The following is a 25207-nucleotide window of genomic DNA, read 5'->3' on the forward strand; positions in this document are numbered from 1 at the left end:
ATATAGATATTAATTCTAATAAATGGTTGATCACACTAACCGATATTAATTATCTGGATTGATATCCTGATGGGATCAATGGGATTCAGGCGGGAAGTAGCATAAAAACAAAAACGCCCGCAGGCGCGGGCGTTGACTGGCGAGGAAAGTGGATTATTCGTCTTCTTCGTCGCGCAGCGGTACGATCAGCATATCAACGTGAACGGTGTTGATCAGCTGACGCGCGGAGGACATCAGCTTGCTCCAGAAGTCCTGATGGTGACCGCAGACCACCAGGTCCATATCATATTTTTTAATCGCATCGACCAGCACCTGGCCCAGATCGCCGCTGCCGCTCAGGGTTTCGGTAATCGGGTAGCCAGCGTTGGTGGAAAGCTCGGTCAGCGCGTGGTGCGTCTCTTCAGAGATGCGTTTCTGCATGTCGCCCAGATTAACATCGATAAGACCGGTGTAGAGGTCGGAGTAATTCACATCCACGTGAATCAGGGAAACTTTCGCATTGTAGGGACGCGCCATAGAAACCGCTTTCTCTACCAGCACTTTGCTTTCCGGTGATAGGTCTACTGCAATAAGAATGTGTTTGTAAGCCATAGTGTTACTCCTTCCATAAGTTGTCGATGACCGTTGGACCAGACAGCCTGTGCTGTCGATTCGCCCGCGTCCTGCAAGCTAGATTCGCGGGGGGTAAGCCTTTAAGGACTTAATTGTAGAAGATAATTTCTACAATATAGCGCCCCTCGCACTCCGTCAATGCACCTGGTTCACCGTTAGTTAAACAAATTATTCCGTCTTACGTATTGATAACGATTAACCTTGTGGTAAAAAAATTAACTGATCTCCTACACTATTTAATGAGCCGGTCGGATAAATAAACGTGACCGGAATCGCACTCTTTTACTGTACGGTGGGTTGGATGATATTGGGGAGCGGTAGTCCCGGAGGGATCTCCGTGGATGGGTCGCCGGGGAGGAAGTATGATCAGCACTGTTGCGCTGTTTTGGGCCCTGTGTATCGTTTGTGTGGTGAATATGGCACGTTACTTCTCATCGTTGCGTGCATTATTGGTTGTGCTACGTGGTTGCGATCCCTTGCTCTATCAATATGTTGATGGCGGAGGTTTTTTCACCTCGCATGGGCAGCCCAGTAAACAAATGCGGCTGGTTTGGTATATCTATGCCCAACGATATCGCGATCATCATGATGACGAGTTTATTCGTCGCTGTGAGCGTGTTCGCCGGCAGTTCATCCTGACCAGCGCGCTGTGTGGTCTGGTGCTGGTGAGTATGATTGCACTGCTTATCTGGCATTGAGCTGCCTGAATTGAGTGCAAAAAAATGGGCCAGTTTCCTGACCCATTTTTCGCATGGCTATTGCTTAGATAAGCTTCAGAGCCAGCCAGTACAGCACGCCTGACAGCAAAATGGCTGCCGGCAGGGTGAGTACCCATGCCATCAGGATGCTGGTGACGGTTTTCTTCTGCAGACCACCGCCATCAACGAGCATCGTCCCCGCAACCGAGGAAGAGAGCACGTGGGTGGTGGAAACCGGCATGCCGGTGTAGCTGGCAAGGCCGATAGAAACCGCGGCGGTCATCTGGGCGGACATACCTTGCGCGTAGGTCATACCCTTCTTACCAATCTTCTCGCCGATAGTGGTCGCCACGCGGCGCCAGCCGATCATGGTGCCAATACCCAGCGCCAGCGCGACCGCCATAATGATCCAGATTGGCGCGTACTCGATGGTGCTTAGCATATCGGTTTTCAGTTTCTTCAGCAGGCGCTGGTCGTCAGTGCTCACATCCGGCAGTTTGGCCACTTTGTCGGTGGTGTCGGAGATGCAGAGCATAATGCGACGCAGCTGGCCGCGCTGATCCACTGACAGTGTATCGTAGCTTTCCGTACCGGTGAGCATTGTCTTCACGCGGTCAAGCGCGTTGATGGTGTTCGCCGGATGGCAGTGAAACTCGCCGTTGGCCGCGGTATTGGTTTCCGGTGACGGAACCAGTTGATCAACGCCGGTGGCTTTCTTCAGCAGCTCAGGGCGCTGTTGGAAGAAGGTTTCCACGTTGTTGACTGCATCGCGGGTACGAGTGATTTCGTAACCAGACGCGTTCATGTTGACCACGAAGCCCGCCGGCGCGACGCCAATCAGTACCAGCATGACCAGACCAATGCCTTTCTGCCCATCATTGGCGCCGTGCGAGAACGACACGCCGATAGCGGACAGGATCAGCGCGATACGGGTCCAGAACGGCGGTTTTTTCTTACCGTCTTTCTTTTCGCGTTCCGCTGGGGTCAGGTGTATACGAGCGCGTTTTTTGGTACCGCTCCAGTAACGACGCAGAATGAAAATCAGGCCGCCCGCTACCACCAGGCCAACAATCGGCGAGACGATAAGTGAGGCAAAAATGCCGATGACTTTCGGGATATTCAGCGCATCCACCACTGAAGTACCGGTCATCAGCGCATTGGTTAAACCAATACCGATGATGGCGCCAATCAGGGTGTGAGAACTGGAGGCCGGTAGGCCGAAATACCAGGTTCCGAGGTTCCAGATGATTGCCGCCAGCAGCATAGAGAACACCATGGCGAGGCCATGTGCGGAACCCATGTTAAGCAGCAGGTCCGTTGGCAGCATATGCACGATGGCATAGGCTACGCTGAGACCGCCCAGCAGAACGCCGAAAAAGTTGAAGAGTGCCGCCATCGCAACAGCAAGCTGCGACCGCATTGCGCGAGTGTAAATCACCGTTGCAACTGCGTTTGCGGTATCATGAAAACCGTTAATCGCTTCGTAAAACAGTACAAAAGCTAAAGCAAGCAATAATAATAGTCCGGTATGTAAATCCAGACCGGCAAATAAATGTAGCATAGGACGTTACGCCATTTTGAGGACATGAACGCGGCGCATTATCAGTGACTTTAGCGGCGCGGGCAAAGTGAAATATAGACTTTTTTTGATTTTCTTCCTGTTTGGTTTCTACCCGGTTGGGAGTAATCCTATATCTTTCAAAGACGTAACTGAATGTTGTTTTTTTCGTGCTGGTGTGACCAGAGTGAAATATTTACAATTCCCGACAATTGGGGAATGAGGAAAGTTGAGTGGAAAGGTTTGATGCCATTGTGATCGGCGCCGGTGCGGCGGGAATGTTTTGTGCGGCGCAGGCGGGGCAGTTGGGCTGCCGGGTGCTGCTGCTCGATAATGGCAAAAAGCCGGGGCGCAAAATCCTGATGTCCGGCGGCGGCCGCTGCAACTTTACTAACATGTATGTCGAACCCGCGGCATATCTCAGCCAAAACCCGCATTTTTGCAAATCTGCGCTAGCGCGCTATACCCAGTGGGACTTTATCGAACTGGTTGGCAAATATGGTATTGCCTGGCATGAGAAGACCTTAGGTCAGCTGTTTTGCGATGATTCCGCGGAGCAAATCGTCAATCTGCTGCTGTCGGAATGTGAAAAAGGCGGCGTACAGATCCGTCTGCGCAGCGAAATTCTCAGCGTCGAACGCGATGAACAAGGCTACCGGCTACAGGTGAACGGCGAAATGCTGACGGCGAAGAAGCTGGTGATCGCTTCCGGCGGCCTGTCGATGCCGGGGCTGGGCGCATCGCCGTTTGGTTACAGGGTGGCCGAACAGTTCGGCCTGAAGGTGCTGCCGACCCGCGCCGGGCTGGTGCCGTTTACCCTGCATAAACCGCTGCTTGAGCAGCTGCAGGTGCTTTCCGGCGTTTCGGTGCCCTCTACGATTACCGCCGAGAACGGTACGCTGTTTCGCGAAAATTTGCTGTTTACCCATCGTGGCCTTTCCGGCCCGGCGGTGCTGCAGATTTCCAGCTACTGGCAGCCCGGCGAGTTTGTCACCGTCAACCTGCTGCCGGACTGCGATCTTGAGGCGTTCCTCAACGAGCAGCGGGGCGCTCATCCCAACCAAAGTCTGAAAAATACCCTGGCGATGCAGCTGCCGAAGCGGCTGGTCGAATGTTTACAGCAGCTTGGGCAGATACCTGATGTGACACTGAAGCAACTGAACGTTCGCGATCAGCAGACGCTGGTGGAGACGTTAACTGCCTGGCGCGTGCAGCCGAACGGTACCGAAGGCTACCGAACGGCGGAGGTGACCCTCGGCGGCGTGGATACCAATGAGCTTTCGTCACGCACCATGGAGGCGCGCAAAGCGCCGGGGCTTTACTTTATCGGTGAAGTGATGGACGTCACCGGCTGGCTTGGCGGCTATAACTTCCAGTGGGCGTGGTCAAGCGCCTGGGCCTGCGCGCAGGCGCTGGCGGAAGCTTAATCAGAGAGCCCGGGCACCCTGGCGCCCGGGCTGTTTCGATCAGTTCAACCCAAGAAAATACTGGGCGATTTTGAAATAGATAATCAGCCCGGTGCCATCTATCAGCGTGGCGATAAACGGCGCGGAAACCACCGCCGGGTCGATACCGATCCGCTTAAGCAGCATCGGAATAACCGAAGACACCACCGCGCTCCACAGGGTAATACAGACCAGCGTCAGGCTGACGATCAGCGTGATTTCCATGCCAATCCCCATCATCCAGGCGCGCAGGCAGCCCGCCAGACCCAGGGTCAGGGCAATCAGAAACGAGGTCGACACCTCTTTGCGGATAACCCGTCCCATGTCACGTAAACGGACTTCGCCCAGCGCCATCGAACGCACCAGCGTTGAGGTGATCTGAGTTCCGCTGTTGCCGCCGGTGCCGATCAGTAACGGGATGAAGAAGGCCAGCGCGATGGCCGATTCCAGCGCCTCTTCAAAATGCTGCAGCACGCTGCTGGTGTAAGCTTCGGCAACAAATAACAGTAGCAGCCAGACCGAGCGTTTCTTCCACAGCGTCCACGGACTGATTTCCAGATACGGTTTTTCCAGCGGTAGCGTCGCCCCCTGCAGCTGGGCGTCTTCGGTGACGTCATCCTCCAGCAGGTGGGCAATTTCTTTTTCCATCAGGCAGCCGACCAGCTCGCCTTTATCGACAACCGGCACCAGATCGAGGCCGCGCTCGGTGAGTTCGGCAATCACCTGAGGGCGCTCATCGTCGGGTTTGACGCGAAACAGACAGCTGTCCATCAGGTAGCGAATAGACTGGCCTATCTCTGCCTCCTGCAAAAGTTTTTTGACTGATAAGCTGCCGCGCAGCTTGTTACCGGCGACGACAAATACCTGGCCGGGAATATCGTCGCTGGCGAGCTGCGAGATAAAGTGTTCACGCGCCTCATGGACGCTGAAATGTTCCTGCAGCGTAATAAAGTCGGTACGCATGTACTGGGCGATCGCATCGCCGTCGAAGCCAGAGGTCGCCTGATGCGCGGCGCAGAGTTGAATGGAAGACATGATTAAAATCCCTATAAAAAATCACTCATAGGGGCGAACAAGACAGGGTTAGCGCAGGCAGATCCCTACGTCCTGGTTTTAGCACTGCATAACGTATCTGAACGGTTAATACCGCCAGAAGTTACCTTGGCAACACCTTGATTCGATGGAAGCCTGTATTTCCCTGAGTGGTCTCTCTCGATACCAACAGGGCGGTAACTTGTATTTATGCAGGAGCCTCGCCATAACGAGATCGTTAAATGAGGCGCCATTATTGGCGAACAGGGATAATTAACTAAGCGTATAGTTTATGTGGTTTATCAACTGTTGATAAACAAACTTCATCAGGACACAGCTTGACTTCATCTTGTGCTATCATGATATTGACTTCAATGGATGAAGTCATGGAGCAAGGCGATGGAGCAGCAGGTTTTATCTTTACGTAAAAAACAGCGCAACACGCTGGAGCAGCTGTTTAAAACCCCCGTGCCGCAGGGTATTAAATGGGCCGACATTGAATCGCTAATTAAAGCGTTAGGTGGGGAGATTAAAGAAGGACGCGGCTCGCGCTGTAAATTTTTGTTGAACCACAGCATTGCCAGCTTTCACAGGCCTCACCCTTCGCCGGATACTGACAAAGGCGCCGTGGAGAGCGTGCGCGATTGGTTAATCACTATAGGGGTAAAACCATGATCAAACCTAAAACGCCAAATTCAATGGAGATTGCCGGGCAGCCTGCTGTTATTAACTACGTGCCTGAACTCAATGCATTCCGCGGTAAGTTCCTGGGATTATCAGGATATTGCGATTTTGTTTCCGATAGCATTCAAGGGTTACAACAGGAGGGCGAGATATCATTACAGGAATATCTTGCTGATTGTCGTGAAGCGGGCATCGAGCCTTATGCTCAGCCGGAAAAGCTGAAAACCTTCACATTGCGCTATCCTGAATCATTTGGTGAGCGTCTTAGCTCCGCCGCTGCAGAGGAGCAGGTTTCCGTAAATACCTGGATCCTTGAGACGCTCAATGAACGTCTCAAACAGGCTTAAAACAATCTGCATCAAATTGCCATCGTTTTAATTATCATCCGCTAAACACTGCAAATGCCCATGCCGCACGCCGCGCTGGGCAATCACCTCGTCGGCAAAATGCTGTACTTCGTCCATGTTGCCTTTTAGCACCGCGATCTCCAGACAGTCATCATGATTGATGTGGACATGTAACGTGGCGACCGAGAGATCGTGATGCTGATGCGAAGAGGCGACCAGCCGGCTCGCCAGTTCGCGTTTTTCATGCTCATACACGTACGACAGAACCGCATAGCCGCGTTGCGTCGGCTGCTGTAGCGGATTGTGGTGAAGCGCGTCACGCAGGATATCGCGCACTGCTTCCGAACGGTTGTGATAGCCGCGGTGGGCGCTGTGCGCGTCGAGCGCGGCCAGCAGATCATCATCCAGAGTCAGGGTTACGCGCTGCATAGCATGGCCTCGTTAAGCAGAGTGCGGGGAAAGGGCGGGAGTACCGCGCGTTGTAGCGCCTGTCCGGCAGCGGATGTAAGGCGCAGCGGCAAACTTACTGCGGCCGTTTCGACGATGCGTCCGCTATCCATCACCAGTACCCGCTGGCAAAAACGCTCCACCAGCCGCAGGTCGTGGGTGATAAACAGGCAGGCGGTGGCGAACTGCGCCTGCAGGCGTTTGAGCAGGGCAATAATATCCGCCTGAAGCATCAGATCGAGATTCGATACCGCTTCGTCGAGAATTAATAGCTGCGGCCGGACCACCAGCGCCCGCGCCAGGCACACGCGCTGCAGCTGTCCGCCGCTGAGCTGCGCCGGACGCTTGTCGAGCAGCGCCGGGGCGAGGTCAACCGCCAGCAGCATCTCCTCCACCCGCTGCGTACGCTCTTCACGCGATAAACTAAACAGGTGCCGCAGCGGCTCGCTGATAATCTCGCGCACCGTTTTGCGCGGATTCACCGCGCTAACGGCATCCTGAAACACCAGCTGAATATCGCGGCGAAAGGCGCCGGTCGCCTCCCCCTTCAGGGAGGTCAGCGACGCGCCGCGCCAGGCGACATCGCCATACCGCGGCGTTTCGAGACCGACCAGCATCCGCGCCAGGGTACTTTTGCCGCAGCCGCTGCGCCCGAGCAGCGCCACCGTTTCACCGAGGGCGATGTCGAACTGGATATCGCGCAATACCGCACCGTGGTGGGGATAATCGTGGCTCACTGCGTTCACGCTGAGTAAATTCATGGTGTTTTCTCCAGGCCATATAGCGCCAGATGGGCGGCCAGCAGGCGCTGGCTGAGCGGGTGCTGTGGGGCGCTAAATAGCGTGTTAACGTCGCAGCGTTCAACAAGACGGCCGTTTTCCATCACCGCCACGTCATGCGCCAGCCGGGCGACAACGCCCATATCATGGGTCACCAGCAGCAGCCCCTGCCCGCGGTTGGCGACGATATCCGCCAGCAGGTCGAGAATGCGCGCCAGGGCGACGGCATCAAGGTCGGTGGTCGGTTCGTCGGCGATGATAAACGGCGCGCGACTGAGCAGGGCCAGGGCCACCATCATCCTTTGCAGCATGCCCCCGCTCATCTCGAAGGGATAGCGCTTGAGCAGCGAGAGAGGATTTTCCAGCCCCACCTCTTCCATCGCCGCCAGCAGCGCGACGTTATTGGCCTCGTGGCCCGCTGCCCGGCAGGTTTCCCGCGCGTGCGCCGCCATGGTGTGCAGCGGATTAAAGGCGCTGCGCGGGTTTTGCATAATGGTGGCGATGGTCGCGCCGCGCAGCTGTTCACCGTATACCGGGATACCGTCGAGCAGCACCCGGCCCGCGGTTTGCCTGACGCCAGGCGGTAAAATACCGAGCGTGGCGGCGCAGGTCAGCGATTTACCGCTGCCGCTACTGCCGAGCAGCGCCAGTACCTGACCGCGGCGCAGGGTAAGGGAAACGTCGCTGACCAGCGGACGGTCGGCGACGAGCGAGAGTTGTTCCAGTTGGATCTTTTGCGGCATCAGTGGTTATGCTCCGCGATCAGCTGAGGATCGAGACGATCGCGCAGCGCGTCGCCCACCAGATTAAAAGCCATCACGCTGATAAACAGCGCCAGTCCGGGCCAGACCATTTGCAGCGGCTGCGTCCAGATGTACTGGCGGGCGTCGTTGATCATCACTCCCCATTCCGCCGTCGGCGCGCTGACGCCGAGGCCGAGGAATGACATCCCGGCTACGTGGAGCATCATATGACCGATATCCAGCGAGGCGAGCACCAGCAGCGAAGGGATCACCGCGCCGGCCAAATGGTCACGAAACAATGGCCAATGTCCCGCGCCGCTCAGGCGCGCGGCGAGAATAAACTCGCGCTGGCGCAGAGAGACCACCAGATTGCGCACCATCCTTGCGTACCAGGCCCAGTGCGACAGCGCAATAGCGATAATCACGTTGCTAAGACCGGTACCGAGTACGCCGACCATAAAGAATGACAGTATTGAAGTCGGGAAGGTCATAAACAGCTCGGCCAGGCGCATCAGGCCGCGATCGACGCGTCCGCCCACCATCCCGGCGGCGCCGCCCACCGTAAGGCCGATCAGCAGCACCAGCAGCAGGCAGGCCATCACCGCGCCCAGCGAGACGCGGGTGGCGGCGAGAAGGCGCGAGAAAATATCCCGCCCGAGATGATCGGTGCCGAGCCAGTGGGCGTCGCCCGGAGAGAGCAGACGTTGATGGAGATCGATGGCCGCCGGGTCATAGGGCAGCCACCAGCCGCTGCTCATGGCGATTGCCGCCAGCAGCGCAATAGTGAGTAGCGCCAGTTTTACCGGCCAGCGGAAGGTCGCGAACAGCGTCATACGGCGGCCTCCTCATGGCGGCGCAGGCGCGGATCGAGCGCGGCGTTAAGCAGGTCGACCGCCAGATTGGCCAGCACGAACACCGCCACCATCATCAGGGTAAAGCACTGGATCACCGGGTAGTCGCGATTGAATATCGCGGAAACCGCATAGCGACCGACGCCGGGCCAGGCGAAGATATTTTCGATGATCATCGTCCCGCCGATCAGCTCGCCGATGTGCATACCCAGCGCCGTCACTACCGGCAACGTCGCGTTACGCAGCACGTGTCGCCGCTCCACCTGACCCTCGCTCAGCCCGCGCAGACGCGCCCAGACCACGTGGCGCTGGCTGGACACTTCCAGCATGCTGGCGCGCAGCAGACGGGCATTGATCGCCAGCGACATCAGGGCGATGGAAAACGCCGGTAGTAGCAGATGTCGCCAGCCGCCGTAGCCCATCGCCGGTAGCCAGCGCAGATGGACGGAAAAGAGCATTACCAGCAAAAATGCCAGCCAGAAGTTGGGCATTGAGACGCCGAGGAAGGCAATCAATCGTACGGCGAAATCAGGTAAGCGGTCGCGATGCCGCGCCGCCCAGATCCCCAGCGGTAGCGAGGTCAGCAGAATAATCACCAGCGCCGCGCCGGTGAGCTGCAGCGTCGCGGGCAGAAAATGCAGCAGGTCGCCCAGCACCGGGCGCTGGCTGGCGTAGGAGACGCCAAAATCGAGATGCAGCGCGCGCCACAGCCAGTGTAGATACTGCAGCGCCAGCGGCTGATTGAGCCCGAGCTGCTCGCGGGTAGCGGCAATCATTTCGCTGGTAGGCGGCACGTTAGAGAGGCGCAGATAGTCCAGTGCCGGGTCGCCGGCGCCAAGACGTAACAACAGGAAGATGATCGCCGAGGCGGCAAGCAGCATCAGCGGTAGCGGTAGCAGGCGGCGAAGGAGATATTTCAGCATCATGGCGCCACCGGCGTAATGAGCTCTAACGGCAGATCGGTGGTCACCGGCGCGAAGGGCACTTCGCCGAGCGTTTTGCGGGCGACGGACATCAGCGAGACATAGCTTATCGGCAGATAGACCGCTTCGTTGTGCAAACGGGTGAGGATATCGCGATACAGTTCGCGACGGCGGCCCTCGTCGGTGGTAGTCAGGACCTCGCCGATCTCTTTATCAATCACTGCTTTATCTGGCAGGCCGCGCTGCGCCTGATAGTCGGCGTGCGAAGCGACGCGCATTGAGCTCATAAACGCGTGCGGGTCGAACGGCGCGCCCCAGGTATGGTTGAAGATCATCGTGAAGCGGCCATCGTGCTGGCGGGCATAGATACTGCTCTCCTCTTCGCCGACCAGCCCAACATCGATACCTACCTGGCGCAGATCGGCCTGGATGATTTCCGCCATCGATTTGGCCAGCGCATCGGTGCCGATAAACGCCAGTTCAAGATGCAACGGGTGCCCGTCTTTTTCACGAATATCCTTGCCGGGCGTTAGCGTCCAGCCGGCGTTTTCCAACAGCGTACGGGCTTTATCCTGATTGAAGCGGCGCGGCGGCAGATCATCCGGCGCGTAAGGTACCGAGGGCGCGAAAAGCGTGTCGGCAACCTGTTGGGTGCCGTACAGCACGCCGTCAATAAGCGCCTGTTTATTGACGGCATAGTTAAGCGCCTCGCGTACCGCCAGTTCATTCGTGGGCGCTTGCAGCGTATTGAGCGCCAGCATCACGGTTTGCGTCGGGGCGGAAAGACGCGTGTGATACTCATACAGCTGGCGAAAACGGGCGAACGTATCCAGCGGCAGTAGCCCTTCATCACCGTAAAGCAGATCAACTTCACCGGTTTCAAAGGCGACCGCCCGGCTGGTGGCGTCGGGGATCACTTTCACGGTGACTTTCTCAAGCGCCGGTTTTTTGCCCCAGTAGCGCGGGTTGCGTACCAGCACATCCTGCTGATTAAGTTGCGAACTGGACAGCATCCACGGACCGGTGCCGATGGGCGCTTTGATGCCTCGCTGCGTACTACCGTCAACAAACTGCGAGGGGGCGATAAAACGAAACGGGCGGGGAAGGGCGAGTTCCTGCAGGAACGGGTAGTAGGCGCTTTTCAGGGTGATTTGTAGTTCGTTATCGCTGAGCGCTTGAACGTCGGTTATCTGATTGGTCAACTCCAGCCAGGCGTGCCGCTGGCGGTTGGCCAGCACCGCCTGGAAATTGGCCACTGCGGCCTGGGCGTTAAACGGTTCGCCGTTGGAGAAGTAGACATCATCGCGCAGGGTGAAACGCCAGATTTTACCATCGGCTGAGTGGATCCAGCGGGTAGCCAGCCAGGGTTTAACCCGGCCATCGGCCTGATATTTGACTAACGGCTCATACACCATACTTTGGGCGAACATTTGGTTCGGTGTATACAGATGTGGATTGAGAGGACCGACGTTAACCGGCCAGGCGATGGCGATTTCATGCATGGCGGCGGGCGCGAGCAGAGGAATGCAGGCGCAGAGCGCCAGCAAGGTGGTGCGGAAAATAGACAAGGTTTACATCCAGAAGGAACGAAAAGTATGACGATTTTAATAATTTGTCATACTTAAGGAGTAACCTGGATCAATATGATGGGAGAAAACCATAACAAAATCATATGTAGCGTAAGTTTACGATTGTCTGAACAAATCCAGCAGGGTGGTGACCTGTTCATCGAGCGGCGCCAGATCCCGCTTCACTATCAAATGCAGCGGCGTGGCGCGGCGAGCGCCATGGCTCAGCGGCAGCGCTTTCAGCACACCCTGTTCCAGGTGTGCGCGGATCCGTTCCTCCGGCAGCCAGCCGAATCCCACCTGATACAGCACCGCATCTATAGCGGCATCAATGGTAGAAAAGGTCCAGGCATCGCGCGTGGATGAGGCGTCGCCGCTACGGTCGGCAATGCGGATCAGCGGCCAGGGGGCCAGCGCGTTGTCGTCCAGCGGTACTTCCGATTGCGACAGCGGATGGTCGCGATGGGCGACCGCGATAAAATCGATATTCATCAGCCATTCGCCGCGTCCGGTAATATCCTGGCGACGCGTTAAGACCATCACGTCGGCCTCGCTGCGGGCGGCGCTAGCCTCATCGATGTTTTCCAGCACTTCGGTCAGCCGAACCTGAGTTTGCGGGTAGCGTTGCTGAAACTGACGCAGAATGGCGAAGAGCCGCTGGCGGGGAAAAATGCTGTCGACGACCAGATCCAGGCGGGTGCGCGCGCCGTTGCGCAGCGTTGCGGCGTGGGTCTCAACCCACGAAAAGGCCTTCAGTAACGGTTTCACCTGATTGAGCAGCAGTTCGCCAGCGGGCGTCAGCACCGCTCGCCGTCCGGACGGCGCCAGCAGCGCCACCCCTAAACGTTCCTGCAGCAGCGCCAGGTTATAGCTCACCGAAGACTGGCTGCGGTTGGTCTCTTCCGCGGCTTTGGCAAAGCTGCCCAGCTCAATCACCTTTTCCAATAGCGCCCATTGTTCCAGCGTGGTCTTGTGCATTATTCATCTAAAAATTAGATTATTTTCATCCAAACATAGCGTTATTCATTCAATTTTTAAAGCCGTATTCTTACCTCAACGAAACAGAGGAGAATAAATAATGAGCACTTTCGACAAACATGACCTCAGCGGCTTTATCGGTAAACATCTGGTTTATACCTACGACAACGGCTGGAACTACGAAATTTACGTTAAAAATGGCACCACTCTGGACTATCGTATTCACAGCGGTATCGTTGCTAATCGTTGGGTGAAAGACCAGCATGCGTACATCGTGCGGGTAGGCGAAAGCATTTATAAAATTTCCTGGACTGAACCAACCGGTACCGACGTCAGCCTGATCGTCAACCTGGGCGACAAACTGTTCCACGGCACCATTTTCTTCCCCCGCTGGATCATGAATAACCCGGAAAAAACCGTCTGCTTCCAGAACGATCATATTCCGTTAATGAACGCCTATCGTGACGCCGGCCCGGCCTACCCGACCGAAGTGATTGATGAATTCGCGACTATCACTTTTGTTCGCGATTGCGGCGCGGATAATAACGATGTTATTAATTGCCCGGCTAATGAATTACCCGCAGATTTTCCTGCAAATTTGTAATACAGCAGAAATAATTCTGTGATCTAACGCTAATTTTTCCGCTAGATTAAAACGTAAATAAATATTTATTGCGGGCTGGTTGACGATTCGTTTACTTTCACCCGTTAAGCCCCAGTTTTCTCTATGAAACTGGGGCTTTTTGCTGCTAATTCCTGCCATAAGAAAATACTATCCATCTGATTCTAAATGAGATATTACTATTCTCGCGAAAAATATTAATTTCTTAATATTATCCTAAGCAACAGCGACTAGATTTATAACCGTCGAAATACCCTGGAATGAAATGTGGCGGTGAACCGACTTCATTTTCATTTTGTTTAAGTCCGCTGGCGCAGGATATTTCTTTCTACCGGCCCCCTTTTTTAGTGGGTTATTAATAGAACAGGAAAAAGATGAGCGAATTTCTGCCGTTTTCGCGCCCGTCGATGGGCGACGCAGAGCTGGCTGCGCTGCGTGAAGTTTTGCAATCAGGATGGATCACTACCGGTCCTAAAAACCAGGCGCTGGAAGAGGCGTTTTGCCAACTGACCGGCAACCGCCACGCCATCGCCGTCAGCTCCGCTACCGGCGGTATGCACGTTACGCTAATGGCGATGGGCATTGGCCCTGGCGACGAAGTGATCACCCCTTCGCAAACCTGGGTTTCGACGCTGAATATGATCTGTCTGCTGGGCGCTACGCCGGTGATGATCGATGTCGACCACGACAATCTGATGATTACCCCTGAGGCGGTGGAAGCGGCGATCACTTCGCGGACGAAAGCGATTATACCCGTCCACTACGCGGGCGCGCCTGCGGATATCGATGCGATCCGCGCCGTTGGCGAGCGCCACGGTATACCGGTAATCGAAGATGCCGCGCATGCCGCGGGAACGCACTATAAAGGCCGCCACGTCGGCTGGCGCGGCACCGCGATTTTCTCGTTCCACGCGATCAAAAATATGACCTGCGCCGAAGGGGGGCTTATCGTCACCGATGATGACGAGCTGGCTTCCCGCATCCGCAGCCTCAAATTCCACGGCCTGGGCGTAGACGCCTACGACCGTCAGACCCACGGCCGCGCGCCGCAGGCGGAAGTGATTACTCCCGGCTTCAAATACAATCTGGCCGATATCAACGCCGCGCTGGCGCTGGTGCAGCTGGATAAGCTGGCGCAGGCGAATCAACGTCGCGCTGAAATCGCCCAACGCTACCTGCGCGAGCTGGCGGATACCCCCTTTAAGCCGCTGACCATTCCGGCATGGGATCACCAGCACGCCTGGCACCTGTTTATTATCCGCGTTGATGAAGCGGCCTGCGGCATCAGCCGCGATGCCCTGATGGAAAAACTCAAAGCCATGGGCATAGGCACCGGTCTGCACTTCCGCGCGGCCCATACGCAAAAGTATTACCGCGAGCGTTTTCCTGAAGTTTCGTTACCGAATACCGAATGGAACAGCGCGCGCATTTGTTCCATCCCGCTGTTCCCGGATATGACCGACGACGATGTCACCCGCGTCATTACCGCGCTGCATCAGTTGTCAGGACGTTGATATGCTTACTTATCCTCCCGTAAAAAAAGTCTCGGTGGTTATCCCGGTTTATAACGAACAGGATAGTCTGCCGGAGCTGCTGCGTCGGACCGACGCCGCCTGTGCGACGCTAGGGCGCCAATATGAAATTCTGCTGATCGACGACGGCAGCAGCGACGATTCCGCGCGCATGCTGACCGAGGCCGCCGAAGCCGAAGGCAGCCACGTAGTGGCGGTGCTGTTGAACCGCAACTACGGCCAGCACTCGGCGATTATGGCCGGTTTCAGCCATGTCACCGGCGATCTGATCATCACCCTTGATGCCGACCTACAAAATCCGCCGGAAGAGATCCCGCGGCTGGTGGCAAAAGCCGATGAAGGCTATGACGTGGTCGGTACCGTGCGCCAGAACCGTCAGGACAGCATCTTCCGTAAATCTGCCTCGAAGATGATTAACCGCCTGATTCAGCGTACCACCGGTAAGGCAATGGGCGATTACGGCTGCATGCTGCGCGCCTATCGCCGCCATATCATCGACGCCATGCTCAACTGCCATGAGCGCAGCACCTTTATCCCGATTCTGGCGAATACCTTCGCCCGCCGGGCGGTCGAGATCCCGGTGATGCACGCCGAGCGCGAATTCGGCGACTCCAAATATAGCTTCATGCGTCTGATTAACCTGATGTATGACCTGGTGACCTGTCTGACCACCACCCCGCTGCGTTTACTGAGTATTTTCGGCAGCGTGATAGCCCTGTTGGGCTTCGCCTTCGGCCTGCTGCTGGTGGTGCTGCGTCTGGCCTTCGGTCCGCAATGGGCGGCGGAAGGGGTGTTTATGCTCTTCGCCGTGCTGTTCATGTTCATCGGCGCCCAGTTTGTCGGTATGGGCCTGCTCGGGGAGTATATCGGCCGCATCTATAACGATGTTCGCGCCCGTCCCCGTTACTTTATTCAACGTGTTGTTCGCCAGCCGGAAACGGCGTCTCAAGAGGAAGATCGTTCATGAAAGCAGTAGTCTTCGCTTATCACGATATGGGTTGCGCAGGTATTCAGTCACTGCTGGATGCCGGGTATGACATCGCCGCTATTTTCACCCATCCGGATAACCCTGGCGAAAACCAATTCTTTGGTTCCGTAGCCCGTATTGCCGCCGAGCAAGGTATCCCGGTATGGGCGCCGGAAGATGTTAACCATCCGCTGTGGATTGAACGTATTCGCGAGATGAAGCCGGATGTGCTGTTCTCGTTCTACTACCGCAACCTGCTGTGCGATGAGATCCTGAATATCGCGCCGAAGGGGGCTTTCAACCTGCATGGTTCTCTGCTGCCGAAATACCGCGGTCGCGCGCCGCTGAATTGGGTACTGGTCAACGGCGAAAGCGAAACCGGCGTGACCCTGCACCGGATGGTTAACCGCGCCGACGCGGGCGATATCGTCGCTCAACAAGCTGTGGCTATCGGCCCGGATGACGCGGCGCTGGCGCTGCACCGTAAGCTGTGCGCCGCCGCCTCCGATCTGCTTGGCCAGGCGCTGCCGGCTATTCGTGAGGGTAAGACTGAGGAGCGGGCGCAGGACCACAGCCAGGCGACCTACGTTGGCCGTCGTACCCCGGAAGACGGACGTCTCGATTGGGATAAACCGGCGCAGACTCTGCACAACCTGGTGCGCGCGGTATCCGATCCGTGGCCGGGCGCCTTCGCCTATGCCGGCGCGAACAAATTTATCGTCTGGAAATCCCGCGTGCGCGCCGATCTGCCGGCGGCGAAGCCCGGCACCGTTATCTCCGTCGCGCCGCTAGTGGTTGCCTGTCAGCAGGGGGCGCTGGAAATCGTCACCGGCCAGACCGAACGCGGCGTTTACATGCAGGGCGCCCAGCTGGCGCAGGCGCTGGGGCTGGTGACCAGCGCGGTGCTGAGCAGCAAACCGGTGGTGGCGGTGAAGCGCCGTACCCGCGTGCTGATCCTCGGCGTTAACGGCTTTATCGGTAACCACCTGACCGAGCGCCTGTTGCAGGACGACAACTATGAGATTTACGGCCTGGATATCGGCTCCGACGCCATCAGTCGTTTCCTTGACTGCCCGCGTTTCCACTTTGTTGAAGGCGATATCAGCATTCACTCCGAGTGGATCGAATACCACATTAAGAAATGCGACGTGGTACTGCCGCTGGTCGCGATCGCGACGCCTATCGAATACACCCGTAACCCGCTGCGCGTGTTCGAACTGGATTTCGAAGAGAACCTGAAGATCATCCGTGACTGCGTGAAATACAATAAGCGCATTATCTTCCCGTCGACCTCGGAAGTGTACGGCATGTGCACCGACAAAAACTTCGACGAAGATAATTCCAATCTGGTGGTCGGGCCGATCAACAAACAGCGTTGGATCTACTCGGTTTCTAAACAGCTGCTGGACCGCGTGATCTGGGCCTATGGCGATAAGAACGGCCTCAAGTTCACCCTGTTCCGTCCGTTCAACTGGATGGGGCCGCGTCTGGATAACCTTAATGCCGCACGTATCGGTAGCTCCCGCGCCATCACTCAGCTGATCCTCAACCTGGTGGAAGGTTCGCCGATTAAGCTTATCGAAGGCGGCAAACAGAAGCGCTGCTTCACCGATATCAGCGACGGTATCGAAGCGTTGTTCCGCATCATTGAGAACAAAGATGGTCGCTGCGATGGTCAGATCATCAACATCGGTAACCCGGAAAACGAAGCGAGCATCAAAGAGCTGGCGGAAATGCTGCTCGCCTGCTTCGAGCGCCATCCGCTGCGCGATCGCTTCCCGCCGTTCGCTGGCTTCCGCGAAGTGGAAAGCAGCGATTACTACGGTAAAGGCTACCAGGACGTTGAGCATCGTAAACCGAGCATTCGCAACGCGAAACGCTGCCTGAACTGGGAACCGACCGTCGAGATGGAAGAGACCGTTGAACACACTCTGGACTTCTTCCTGCGCACCGTTGAGCTCACGGACGATAAAAACTCATGAAACAAGTCGGCTTACGCATAGATGTCGATACCTTTCGCGGGACGCGTGATGGCGTACCGCGGCTGCTGGCCCTGCTGGGCAAGCACGGGATTCAGGCAAGCTTCTTTTTCAGCGTCGGGCCGGACAATATGGGGCGCCATTTATGGCGCCTGGTAAAACCGAAGTTTCTGTGGAAAATGCTGCGCTCCAACGCGGCCTCGCTGTATGGCTGGGATATTCTGCTGGCCGGCACCGCGTGGCCGGGGCGCAGGATTGGCGCGGGTAACGAAGAGGTTATTCGCGCCGCCGCGCAGATCCATGAAGTGGGCCTGCACGCCTGGGACCACTACAGCTGGCAAGCGTGGAGCGGCGTCTGGCCGCAGGAACGTCTGACGCTGGAAATTGAACGCGGTCTGCTCGAACTGGAACGCATTATCGGCCGCCCGGTGACCTGCTCCGCCGTCGCCGGCTGGCGTGCCGACCAGCGGGTGGTAAAAGCGAAAGAATCCTTCGATTTCCTCTACAACAGCGATTGTCGCGGCACGCGGCCATTCCTGCCGCAGATTGGCGGCGGGGCCTCCGGCACCGTACAAATTCCGGTGACGCTTCCCACCTGGGATGAAGTGGTCGGTAGCGCCGTCGATACCGCTGGCTTCAACCGCTATCTGCTGGACTGCATTCATCGTGACAAGGGAACGCCGGTCTATACCATCCACGCCGAAGTGGAAGGCATTGCCTACGCCGATCAGTTCGATGCGCTGCTGACCATGGCGGAGGAAGAAGAAATACAATTTTGCCCACTGAGCCAGCTGCTGCCCGCTGACTTTAGCGAGCTGCCGTCAGGCAAAGTGGTCCGTGGTGAGCTGGCTGGCCGGGAAGGTTGGCTTGGACGTGAACAATTACTGGGCTCGGGTGTATGAAAAGCATTCGTTATGGCATCTCTCTGGTTGTACTCTTTGCGCTGTATTACTTATTGCCGCTGAATTTCCGTTTGCTGTGGCAGCCTGATGAAACCCGCTATGCCGAGATCAGTCGTGAAATGCTGGCCTCCGGCGACTGGGTGGTGCCGCATCTGCTGGGCCTGCGTTACTTTGAAAAGCCGATTGCCGGTTACTGGATTAACAGTATTGGCCAGTGGCTATTTGGTCATAATAACTTTGGCGTGCGTTTCGGTTCGGTCTTCGCCATTACCGTCAGCGCGTTGCTGGTGGCGTGGCTGGCGTGGCGTATTTTCCGCGATAAACGCGTGGCGATCCTGTCGCCGGTTATCTTCCTGACCGCGATGCTGGTATACGGTATCGGAACCTATGCGGTGCTGGATCCGATGATCACCATGTGGCTGGCGCTGGCGATGTGCAGCTTCTGGGGAGCCTCCCAGGCGCAGAGCCGCAGCGGGAAGATGTTGGGTTATGTCCTGCTGGGAGTCGCCTGCGGTATGGGGGTGATGACGAAAGGCTTCCTGGCGCTGGCGGTACCGGTGGTTGGCGTGCTGCCGTGGGTGATGGCGCGTAAACGCTGGCGCGAAGTGCTGACCTACGGCTGGCTGGCGGTGGCGGTCTGTACGTTGGTAGTGCTGCCGTGGGGATTGGCTATCGCCAATCGCGAACCCGATTTCTGGCGCTATTTCTTCTGGGTCGAGCATATTCAGCGTTTCGCTGAGAAAGACGCGCAGCATAAAGCGCCGTTCTGGTACTACATTCCGTTCCTGATTGCCGGCAGCCTGCCGTGGTTGGCGCTGTTACCGGGCGCGCTGAAGCGCGGCTGGAGCGAGCGCGATGATGCCCGCGGCGCGCTGTATCTGCTAGGCTGGATAGCGATGCCGTTCCTGTTCTTCAGCATCGCCAAGGGAAAACTGCCGACCTACATTCTGCCGTGCTTTATGCCGCTGTCGATTTTGATGGCCCGCTACGCGCTGGATGCCGCGAAGGCGGGGGCGAAAGCGCTGCGCATCAACGGCATGATCAACCTCGGTTTTGGTCTGATCGGCCTGGTCGCCGTGCTGGTGGTCTCGCCGTGGGGCGTCATGCATAAACCGGTGTGGACGAAGATCGAGTTGTATAAATGTCTGCTGGCGGCGATTGCCTTTGCCGTATGGGCGCTGATGGGCTGGCTGGCGATAAAAGACAACGGTCGTCGCTGGACGCTGGCCGCCATCTGTCCGCTGGGAGTGGCGCTGCTGGTGGGCTTCGCTATCCCGGATCGGGTTATCGACAGTAAACAGCCGCAGTTTCTGGTGGATATTGTTAGCGAATCGCTGGCGCCAAGCCGCTATGTACTGACCAACAGCGTCGGTATCGGCGCGGGGCTGGCGTGGGAGCTCAAGCGTGACGACATCATCCTGTATGAAAGGCAGGGGGAGCTGAAATATGGCCTCGGCTGGCCGGATGCGCAGAGCAAATTCCTGGCGACTCACGAATTTGCTGATTGGCTGGCAGCGCACCGCCAGCAGGGACCCATCTCTCTGGTGCTGCTGATGGATAAAGGTGAAACGATGAACGAACTGGCGTTACCGAAACCTGATAACTCCTACGTGCTGGGGCGCGTGGTATTTATTCAGTATCTGCCGCAATGAGTGTCTGGTTCTGTCTGATACTCGCCAGTCTGCTTAGCTGCGTCGGTCAGCTGTGCCAGAAGCAGGCGACCCGGCCGTCGCGTAGCGGGCGGCGCGGGCGGCATATTTTGCTGTGGCTGGGGTTAGCCCTGTTGGCGCTCGGCGGCGGTATGCTGCTGTGGCTGGGGGTGCTGCAGGCGATCCCGGTCGGTATCGCTTATCCGATGCTGAGCCTCAATTTTGTCTGGGTAACGCTGGCGGCATGGGGTATCTGGCGCGAGCCGGTGGCGCGCCGCCACTGGCTTGGCGTCGGGCTGATCGTCGTCGGCATCGCCGTTCTGGGGAGTAGCGTCTGATGGGGTTAATCTGGGCGTTATTGAGCGTCGGGCTGGTCAGCAGCGCGCAGCTGTTACTGCGCAGCGCGATGGTTGAGCTGCCGCCATTGACCGATATCCTGACCTTTCTCAATCATCTACTGCATTTGCGCACCGGTACCTTCAGCCTGGGTTTCGGCCTGGTTGGCTATCTGCTGTCGATGGTCTGCTGGTATTTCGCGCTACACCGCTTGCCGTTGGCCAAAGCTTACGCGCTGCTCAGCCTGAGCTACATTCTGGTGTGGGCCGCCGCCATCTGGCTGCCCGGTTGGCACGAGCCGTTTTACTGGCAATCGCTGCTGGGCGTGCTGATTATTATCGCCGGCGTGCTGACTATCTTCTGGCCGGTCAAGCCGCGCCGTTGAAACCTTGAATGTGCGCCGCCGTCAGCGAGAACGGCGTTGGCGTACAGGCCGCAATACTTAACCCTTGATACTGAATCTGGCTTAATGACAGCGCGCCGCGAAAGGCGCTGTCAACAGAGGCCATCTGCCAGGCGCTGCCGCCGCGTTGCTTTACCAGCGCTTCTTTGCGCGTCCAGATTCGCCAAAAGGCGGCTAGCTGCCGCTCCGGCGGTTCGCGCTCCAGTTCCTGATGCTCGCCCTCGCTAAACAGGGCGTTGGCCAACCGCTGCCAGCCGTTGCGCGGACGAATCACTTCGATATCGCAGCCAACCTCGCCTTCATCGCTCAGCAGCAGGGCAATATGGTCGCCGCTGTGGCTAAGGTTAAACCACCGCCCGCAGCCGGGCGGGAAAGCCGGTTTGCCCTGCTCGCCATACGCAATATCCGCCAGCGGGGCCGCCGCATGCGCCAGCAGCGCGCGCCCCGCAAGCCAGCTTGCCCGCCGCGGGCCGTCAGGCGCCTGGGCCGCTAACCCAGTCGGTAACGGCAGGGCGCTAAGCGTTGAGATTTGGCCAAGGATAAGCTGATACATTTCAGGACCAGCGCTGAATAATCATTGAGGTGTTAATACCGCCGAAGGCGAAGTTGTTACTCTGCAGGAATTCACAATCAATCTGGCGCGCTTCGCCCATGATGTAATCCAGTTCTCCGCAATTGGCGTCCGGATTATGCAAATTCAGCGTTGGCGCGAACCAGCCCTCGCGCATCATCTGCAGACTCATCCACGCTTCCAGCGCCCCGCAGGCGCCAAGGGTATGGCCGAAATAGCTTTTCAGCGAGGAGATCGGCACGCTATCGCCGTAAATCGCCGCCGTCGCCTGGCTTTCGGCGATATCGCCGCGGTCGGTCGCGGTGCCGTGGGCCGAAATGTAGCCGATATCCCGGGCGCTCAGGCCTGCTATTTTTAATGATTGTTCCATGCAGATCTGCATGGTTTCACGCTGCGGTTGAGTGATATGCGCAGCATCGCAGTTGGTGGCGAAGCCGATGATTTCGCCGTAAATGGTCGCCCCGCGTGCTTTGGCGTGCTCCAGTTCTTCCAGAATGAGAGTACCGGCCCCTTCGCCAATCACCAGCCCATCGCGCAGCACATCAAAGGGGGAGGGGGTAATGTCGGGCTGCTCATTGCGCTGGCTGGTGGCAAACAGAGTATCGAATACCGCGGCCTCCGACGGGCAAAGCTCTTCCGCGCCGCCGGCGACCATCACCGTTTGATAGCCGTGGCGAATCGCTTCCCAGGCGTAACCAATCGCCTGGCTTCCGGAGGTACAGGCGCTGGACGTCGGGATCACGCGGCCGCGCAGGCCAAAAAACAGGCCCGTATTGACGGCGGTGGTATGCGGCATCATCTGCACGTAGGTGGTAGCAGTAATATTATTGGTGTGCTTTTCCGTCAACATGGTGGCGAATTCGCTCATCGGGGCGGTACTGCCGGTTGATGAACCGTAGGCGATGCCGGTTTCGCCGTTACTCAGTATGGCATCGTCGATAAGCCCGGCCTGTTCCAGCGCCAGTTCAGTGGCGCGGGTGGAGAGCAACGATACGCGTCCCATCGCGCGAATGCGCTTGCGGGTATAGTGGTCGGGCAGGGTGAAATCATCGATAGGCGCGCCCAGCAGCGTATGCAGCCCGTCGTAAATACGCCACTCCGGCATGGCGCGTACGGCGTTTTTATATCTCTTCAGCCCCGCTGAGACATCCTGCCATTTTTCGCCAAATGCGGTGACGCCGCCCATCCCGGTAATGACCACACGGCGTGTCATAACATCCCTCCATTGATGGAAATGACCTGCCGGGTGACATAACCCGCCACATCCGACATTAAATAACTCGCCAGTCCCGCCACTTCTTCCGCCTGTCCCATGCGTTTCATCGGGATCATCGACATCGCCTCTTTCAACGCAGCCTCTTCCATTTCGATCATCCCGGTGTCGATAAGTCCGGGGGCGATGCAGTTCACGGTGATTTTGCGCTTCGCCAGTTCAATCGCCAGCGCTTTGGTGGCGCCGATGATACCCGCCTTGGCGGCGCTATAGTTGACCTGACCGCGGTTGCCCATCACGCCGGAAACGGAAGAGAGCGTGATGATGCGCCCGCCCTGGCGTGCGCTAATCATCGGCATGATGCACGGATGAATAACGTTGTAGAAACTGTCGAGGTTGGTGTGGATCACCGCGTCCCAGTCGTCTTCGCCGAGCGCCGGGAAGGCGCCGTCGCGGGCGATGCCGGCGTTGCTGACAATGCCGTACCACGCGCCGTGTTCGGCCATATCCTGCTCAAGGACTTCGCGGCACTGCGTGCGATTGGCGACGTCAAAGCTCAGCAGACGCCCCGCGCCGCCGGCGGCGGTAATCGCTTCCAGCGTCTGCTGCGCGCCTGACGCGTCGCGATGATAGTGGACGCCTACCATAAAACCGTCCGCCGCCAGCTGGCAGGCGATGGCGCGACCGATACCTTTGCTGGCCCCGGTAACCAAAACTGAACGACTCATTCTGACGCTCCTTGTTGAAATAGGGTGTTAAGTTCTGTTGGCGTTGGCTGGAAGGTATTAACCCTTCCGCTGGCCAGCAGGTCATCGTCCGCCATCACGGCGCCTTCGAAGCTAGCGAAACGCTCGTCCTGCATGAGCAGTTTAACGGTAATGGACAGAGCCTTGCCGCGCGGGAGGGAGCCTGCCGCACAAACTAATTCGCGCGCGCCAAGCACCATACCTAATGAGATGGATGCTTGCCCTTTTTGCAGGCGGTGCCAGCCGGACCAGACGCCGACGGTTTGCGCCATTAATTCAAGGGCGAACCAACCGGGGAGATTGCCCTCGGCATCGAGAAATGGCGCCAGGACGCTATGGGGCGAGACCGTGACCCGGCAGGTCGCGGTTTCATCGGTCACATTGACGACCTCTTCCAGCAGCAGCATCGGTGCATCGTGCGGTAGATAGTCGCCGGGCGATAAATAGTGGTTCATTGAATGCTCCCGAGCAGGATGCTGGCGTTGTTACCGCCAAAAGCAAAAGAGTTCGACAGGATAATCGGTCGCGGCAGCGGCTGGGGATGTTCGATGATCCCGCATGGCGGTAGTGTTTCATCGCGCGGCGACTGGCTGAAATCCTGCGCTGGCAGCGGCAGGTTTCGCTGCAGAATCAGCATGCCGATGGCGGCTTCGGTGATCCCCGCGGCGCCCAGCGTGTGTCCGGTCAGGTGTTTCGTTGAACTACAGGGTACCCGAACGCCAAATAGCGCGTTGATGACGTGAGACTCTATTCTATCGTTAAGCGGCGTGGCGGTGCCGTGCAGGTTGATATAACCCACTTGTTCAGGGGCGATGCCCGCATCCCCCAGCGCCTGCTGGATGGCGCGGATCGCCCCCTCTCCTTCAGGATGCGGGGCGGAAATATGCCAGGCGTCGCTGGACTCGCCGATACCCAGTAGCGCGACTGGCTGCGGTTCGCGGGTCAACAGCATCAGCGCCGCCCCTTCGCCGATAGTGATGCCGTTACGGTCGCGGGCAAATGGCTGGCACTGCGTCGTGGAGAGCGATTCCAGACTGTGAAAGCCGTTGATCGGCATTCGGCTGAGGGTGTCTGCGCCGCCGACGATCGCCACATCCGCCAGCCCGGCTTCAATTAGTCGGCGTCCGCTGATAATCGCTCTGGCGCTGGAGGAGCAGGCGGTTGACAGCGTAAATGCCGGGCCATCCAGCGCCAGCCAGTGGCTGAGAAAACGCGATGGGTCGCCCAGCTCCTGTTGCGGATATTGCCAGGCCGCGCTTTCCTTGCCGCCAAGCGTCAGGGTGACATGCGCGTCACCCTCATCCAGCCCCGAGGTGCTGGTGCCGAGCACCACGGCCACGCGCTCTCGTCCGTATCGGGCGATGGCGCGATCCACCAGCGGCTGAATTTGCGCCAGCGCCGCCAGCAGCAGCTGATTATTGCGCGAACGATGGGCGCTAAAGGTATCGGGAATGGCGGGCAATTCGCCGTCCACACCCGCGAAAACCGCCTGCGGATGCCCCTGTAGCCACCCCTCGCGCGGACGCATGCCGGGCGCGATACCGCGAGCCAAATTGGCGGCGATTTCATCGTTATCGCGGCCCAGCGCGTTAATCATGCCGACGGCGGAAATGTAGATCATC

Annotated in this window: 27 protein-coding genes and 1 riboswitch; of the genes, 12 read left to right on the forward strand and 15 right to left on the reverse strand. The window is 57.7% G+C overall.

The window, feature by feature from the left end; translation table 11 throughout:
• Nucleotides 1–153 precede the first annotated feature (153 nt).
• Nucleotides 154–591, reverse strand: a complete 438-nt coding sequence (uspA, locus tag ABLU80_RS21400) for a universal stress protein UspA (RefSeq protein WP_004145166.1) — start codon at nt 589–591, stop codon at nt 154–156.
• Between the two features lie 383 nt (nt 592–974).
• On the opposite strand from uspA, the gene uspB reads away from it, so the two are divergent.
• Nucleotides 975–1310, forward strand: coding sequence for a universal stress protein UspB (gene uspB / locus ABLU80_RS21405; RefSeq protein ID WP_015703743.1), 336 nt, complete (start codon nt 975–977; stop codon nt 1308–1310).
• Nucleotides 1311–1374: 64 nt separating this feature from the next.
• Here the strand turns inward: uspB and pitA are convergent, their stop codons facing one another.
• Nucleotides 1375–2871, reverse strand: coding sequence for an inorganic phosphate transporter PitA (gene pitA / locus ABLU80_RS21410; RefSeq protein WP_015369272.1), 1497 nt, complete (start codon nt 2869–2871; stop codon nt 1375–1377).
• A gap of 230 nt (nt 2872–3101) precedes the next feature.
• Here pitA and ABLU80_RS21415 point away from each other — a divergent pair, with 230 nt between their 5' ends.
• Nucleotides 3102–4295, forward strand: a complete 1194-nt coding sequence (locus ABLU80_RS21415; protein WP_020077743.1) for an NAD(P)/FAD-dependent oxidoreductase — start codon at nt 3102–3104, stop codon at nt 4293–4295.
• Nucleotides 4296–4334: 39 nt separating this feature from the next.
• Here the strand turns inward: ABLU80_RS21415 and ABLU80_RS21420 are convergent, their stop codons facing one another.
• Entirely contained in the window at nt 4335–5348 is a 1014-nt protein-coding gene (locus ABLU80_RS21420; RefSeq protein ID WP_213193303.1) for a magnesium transporter, read from the reverse strand.
• Nucleotides 5349–5404: 56 nt separating this feature from the next.
• Nucleotides 5405–5586, reverse strand: a riboswitch (M-box (ykoK) riboswitch).
• A gap of 158 nt (nt 5587–5744) precedes the next feature.
• On the opposite strand from ABLU80_RS21420, the gene ABLU80_RS21425 reads away from it, so the two are divergent.
• Complete coding sequence (locus ABLU80_RS21425) at nt 5745–6020, forward strand: type II toxin-antitoxin system HicA family toxin (protein ID WP_015703741.1); 276 nt, start codon at nt 5745–5747, stop codon at nt 6018–6020.
• Nucleotides 6017–6376 (forward strand): type II toxin-antitoxin system HicB family antitoxin, encoded by a 360-nt coding sequence (locus ABLU80_RS21430; RefSeq protein WP_015703740.1) that lies wholly within the window; start codon nt 6017–6019, stop codon nt 6374–6376. Before ABLU80_RS21425 ends, ABLU80_RS21430 begins: the two co-directional genes overlap by 4 nt.
• A gap of 27 nt (nt 6377–6403) precedes the next feature.
• Here ABLU80_RS21430 and nikR read toward each other — a convergent pair whose 3' ends face one another.
• From nikR to ABLU80_RS21465, 7 genes are all read right to left on the reverse strand, one after another.
• A complete protein-coding gene (gene nikR / locus ABLU80_RS21435; RefSeq protein ID WP_047079886.1) occupies nt 6404–6805 on the reverse strand; it encodes a nickel-responsive transcriptional regulator NikR in 402 nt (133 codons plus the stop codon).
• Nucleotides 6793–7584: a nickel import ATP-binding protein NikE gene (gene nikE / locus ABLU80_RS21440; RefSeq protein WP_047079887.1), complete on the reverse strand. Its 792-nt coding sequence runs from the start codon at nt 7582–7584 to the stop codon at nt 6793–6795. Before nikE ends, nikR begins: the two co-directional genes overlap by 13 nt.
• Complete coding sequence (locus ABLU80_RS21445; protein WP_045359192.1) at nt 7581–8345, reverse strand: nickel import ATP-binding protein NikD; 765 nt, start codon at nt 8343–8345, stop codon at nt 7581–7583. The genes nikE and ABLU80_RS21445 overlap by 4 nt, the downstream gene beginning before the upstream one ends.
• A complete protein-coding gene (gene nikC, locus ABLU80_RS21450; RefSeq protein WP_015369278.1) occupies nt 8345–9178 on the reverse strand; it encodes a nickel ABC transporter permease subunit NikC in 834 nt (277 codons plus the stop codon). Before nikC ends, ABLU80_RS21445 begins: the two co-directional genes overlap by 1 nt.
• Complete coding sequence (nikB, locus tag ABLU80_RS21455; RefSeq protein WP_348850458.1) at nt 9175–10119, reverse strand: nickel ABC transporter permease subunit NikB; 945 nt, start codon at nt 10117–10119, stop codon at nt 9175–9177. The genes nikC and nikB overlap by 4 nt, the downstream gene beginning before the upstream one ends.
• Nucleotides 10119–11687 (reverse strand): nickel ABC transporter substrate-binding protein, encoded by a 1569-nt coding sequence (gene nikA, locus ABLU80_RS21460; RefSeq protein ID WP_213796209.1) that lies wholly within the window; start codon nt 11685–11687, stop codon nt 10119–10121. The genes nikB and nikA overlap by 1 nt, the downstream gene beginning before the upstream one ends.
• 117 nt (nt 11688–11804) lie before the next feature.
• Nucleotides 11805–12665, reverse strand: a complete 861-nt coding sequence (locus ABLU80_RS21465; protein WP_348850453.1) for a LysR family transcriptional regulator — start codon at nt 12663–12665, stop codon at nt 11805–11807.
• Between the two features lie 97 nt (nt 12666–12762).
• Here ABLU80_RS21465 and ABLU80_RS21470 point away from each other — a divergent pair, with 97 nt between their 5' ends.
• The 8 genes from ABLU80_RS21470 (at nt 12763) to arnF (ending at nt 21037) form a co-directional block, all read left to right on the forward strand.
• On the forward strand, nt 12763–13269 hold the full coding sequence (locus tag ABLU80_RS21470; protein WP_026612202.1) for a phenolic acid decarboxylase: 507 nt from the start codon (nt 12763–12765) through the stop codon (nt 13267–13269).
• A 392-nt stretch (nt 13270–13661) separates the two neighbouring features.
• A complete protein-coding gene (gene arnB / locus ABLU80_RS21475) occupies nt 13662–14801 on the forward strand; it encodes a UDP-4-amino-4-deoxy-L-arabinose aminotransferase (protein ID WP_032715256.1) in 1140 nt (379 codons plus the stop codon).
• Between the two features lies 1 nt (nt 14802).
• A complete protein-coding gene (gene arnC, locus ABLU80_RS21480) occupies nt 14803–15786 on the forward strand; it encodes an undecaprenyl-phosphate 4-deoxy-4-formamido-L-arabinose transferase (protein ID WP_015369284.1) in 984 nt (327 codons plus the stop codon).
• On the forward strand, nt 15783–17768 hold the full coding sequence (gene arnA / locus ABLU80_RS21485) for a bifunctional UDP-4-amino-4-deoxy-L-arabinose formyltransferase/UDP-glucuronic acid oxidase ArnA (RefSeq protein WP_015369285.1): 1986 nt from the start codon (nt 15783–15785) through the stop codon (nt 17766–17768). The genes arnC and arnA overlap by 4 nt, the downstream gene beginning before the upstream one ends.
• Nucleotides 17765–18667 (forward strand): 4-deoxy-4-formamido-L-arabinose-phosphoundecaprenol deformylase, encoded by a 903-nt coding sequence (gene arnD / locus ABLU80_RS21490; protein WP_047076083.1) that lies wholly within the window; start codon nt 17765–17767, stop codon nt 18665–18667. Before arnA ends, arnD begins: the two co-directional genes overlap by 4 nt.
• Entirely contained in the window at nt 18664–20319 is a 1656-nt protein-coding gene (gene arnT / locus ABLU80_RS21495) for a lipid IV(A) 4-amino-4-deoxy-L-arabinosyltransferase (protein ID WP_348850454.1), read from the forward strand. Before arnD ends, arnT begins: the two co-directional genes overlap by 4 nt.
• Entirely contained in the window at nt 20316–20654 is a 339-nt protein-coding gene (gene arnE, locus ABLU80_RS21500) for a 4-amino-4-deoxy-L-arabinose-phosphoundecaprenol flippase subunit ArnE (RefSeq protein ID WP_047079894.1), read from the forward strand. The genes arnT and arnE overlap by 4 nt, the downstream gene beginning before the upstream one ends.
• Nucleotides 20654–21037, forward strand: a complete 384-nt coding sequence (gene arnF, locus ABLU80_RS21505; protein WP_320944650.1) for a 4-amino-4-deoxy-L-arabinose-phosphoundecaprenol flippase subunit ArnF — start codon at nt 20654–20656, stop codon at nt 21035–21037. The genes arnE and arnF overlap by 1 nt, the downstream gene beginning before the upstream one ends.
• On the opposite strand, the gene acpT is transcribed toward arnF, so the two are convergent.
• From acpT to ABLU80_RS21530, 5 genes are read right to left on the reverse strand one after another with little or no spacing between them, the layout of a single operon-like run.
• A complete protein-coding gene (gene acpT, locus ABLU80_RS21510) occupies nt 21021–21608 on the reverse strand; it encodes a 4'-phosphopantetheinyl transferase AcpT (protein ID WP_047079895.1) in 588 nt (195 codons plus the stop codon). The two genes, arnF and acpT, sit on opposite strands and share 17 nt — an antisense overlap.
• Nucleotide 21609: 1 nt before the next feature.
• Nucleotides 21610–22839: a beta-ketoacyl-ACP synthase gene (locus tag ABLU80_RS21515; RefSeq protein ID WP_015703725.1), complete on the reverse strand. Its 1230-nt coding sequence runs from the start codon at nt 22837–22839 to the stop codon at nt 21610–21612.
• Nucleotides 22836–23567, reverse strand: coding sequence for a 3-ketoacyl-ACP reductase FabG2 (locus tag ABLU80_RS21520; RefSeq protein ID WP_260841951.1), 732 nt, complete (start codon nt 23565–23567; stop codon nt 22836–22838). Before ABLU80_RS21520 ends, ABLU80_RS21515 begins: the two co-directional genes overlap by 4 nt.
• Entirely contained in the window at nt 23564–24040 is a 477-nt protein-coding gene (locus ABLU80_RS21525) for a 3-hydroxy-fatty acyl-ACP dehydratase (protein WP_015369293.1), read from the reverse strand. Before ABLU80_RS21525 ends, ABLU80_RS21520 begins: the two co-directional genes overlap by 4 nt.
• Nucleotides 24037–25206 (reverse strand): beta-ketoacyl-[acyl-carrier-protein] synthase family protein, encoded by a 1170-nt coding sequence (locus ABLU80_RS21530; RefSeq protein WP_348850455.1) that lies wholly within the window; start codon nt 25204–25206, stop codon nt 24037–24039. Before ABLU80_RS21530 ends, ABLU80_RS21525 begins: the two co-directional genes overlap by 4 nt.
• Between the last annotated feature and the right edge of the window lies 1 nt (nt 25207).

Origin of the sequence: Klebsiella sp. CN_Kp104, assembly GCF_040064515.1 — a bacterium.
GTDB lineage: Bacteria > Pseudomonadota > Gammaproteobacteria > Enterobacterales > Enterobacteriaceae > Klebsiella > Klebsiella aerogenes.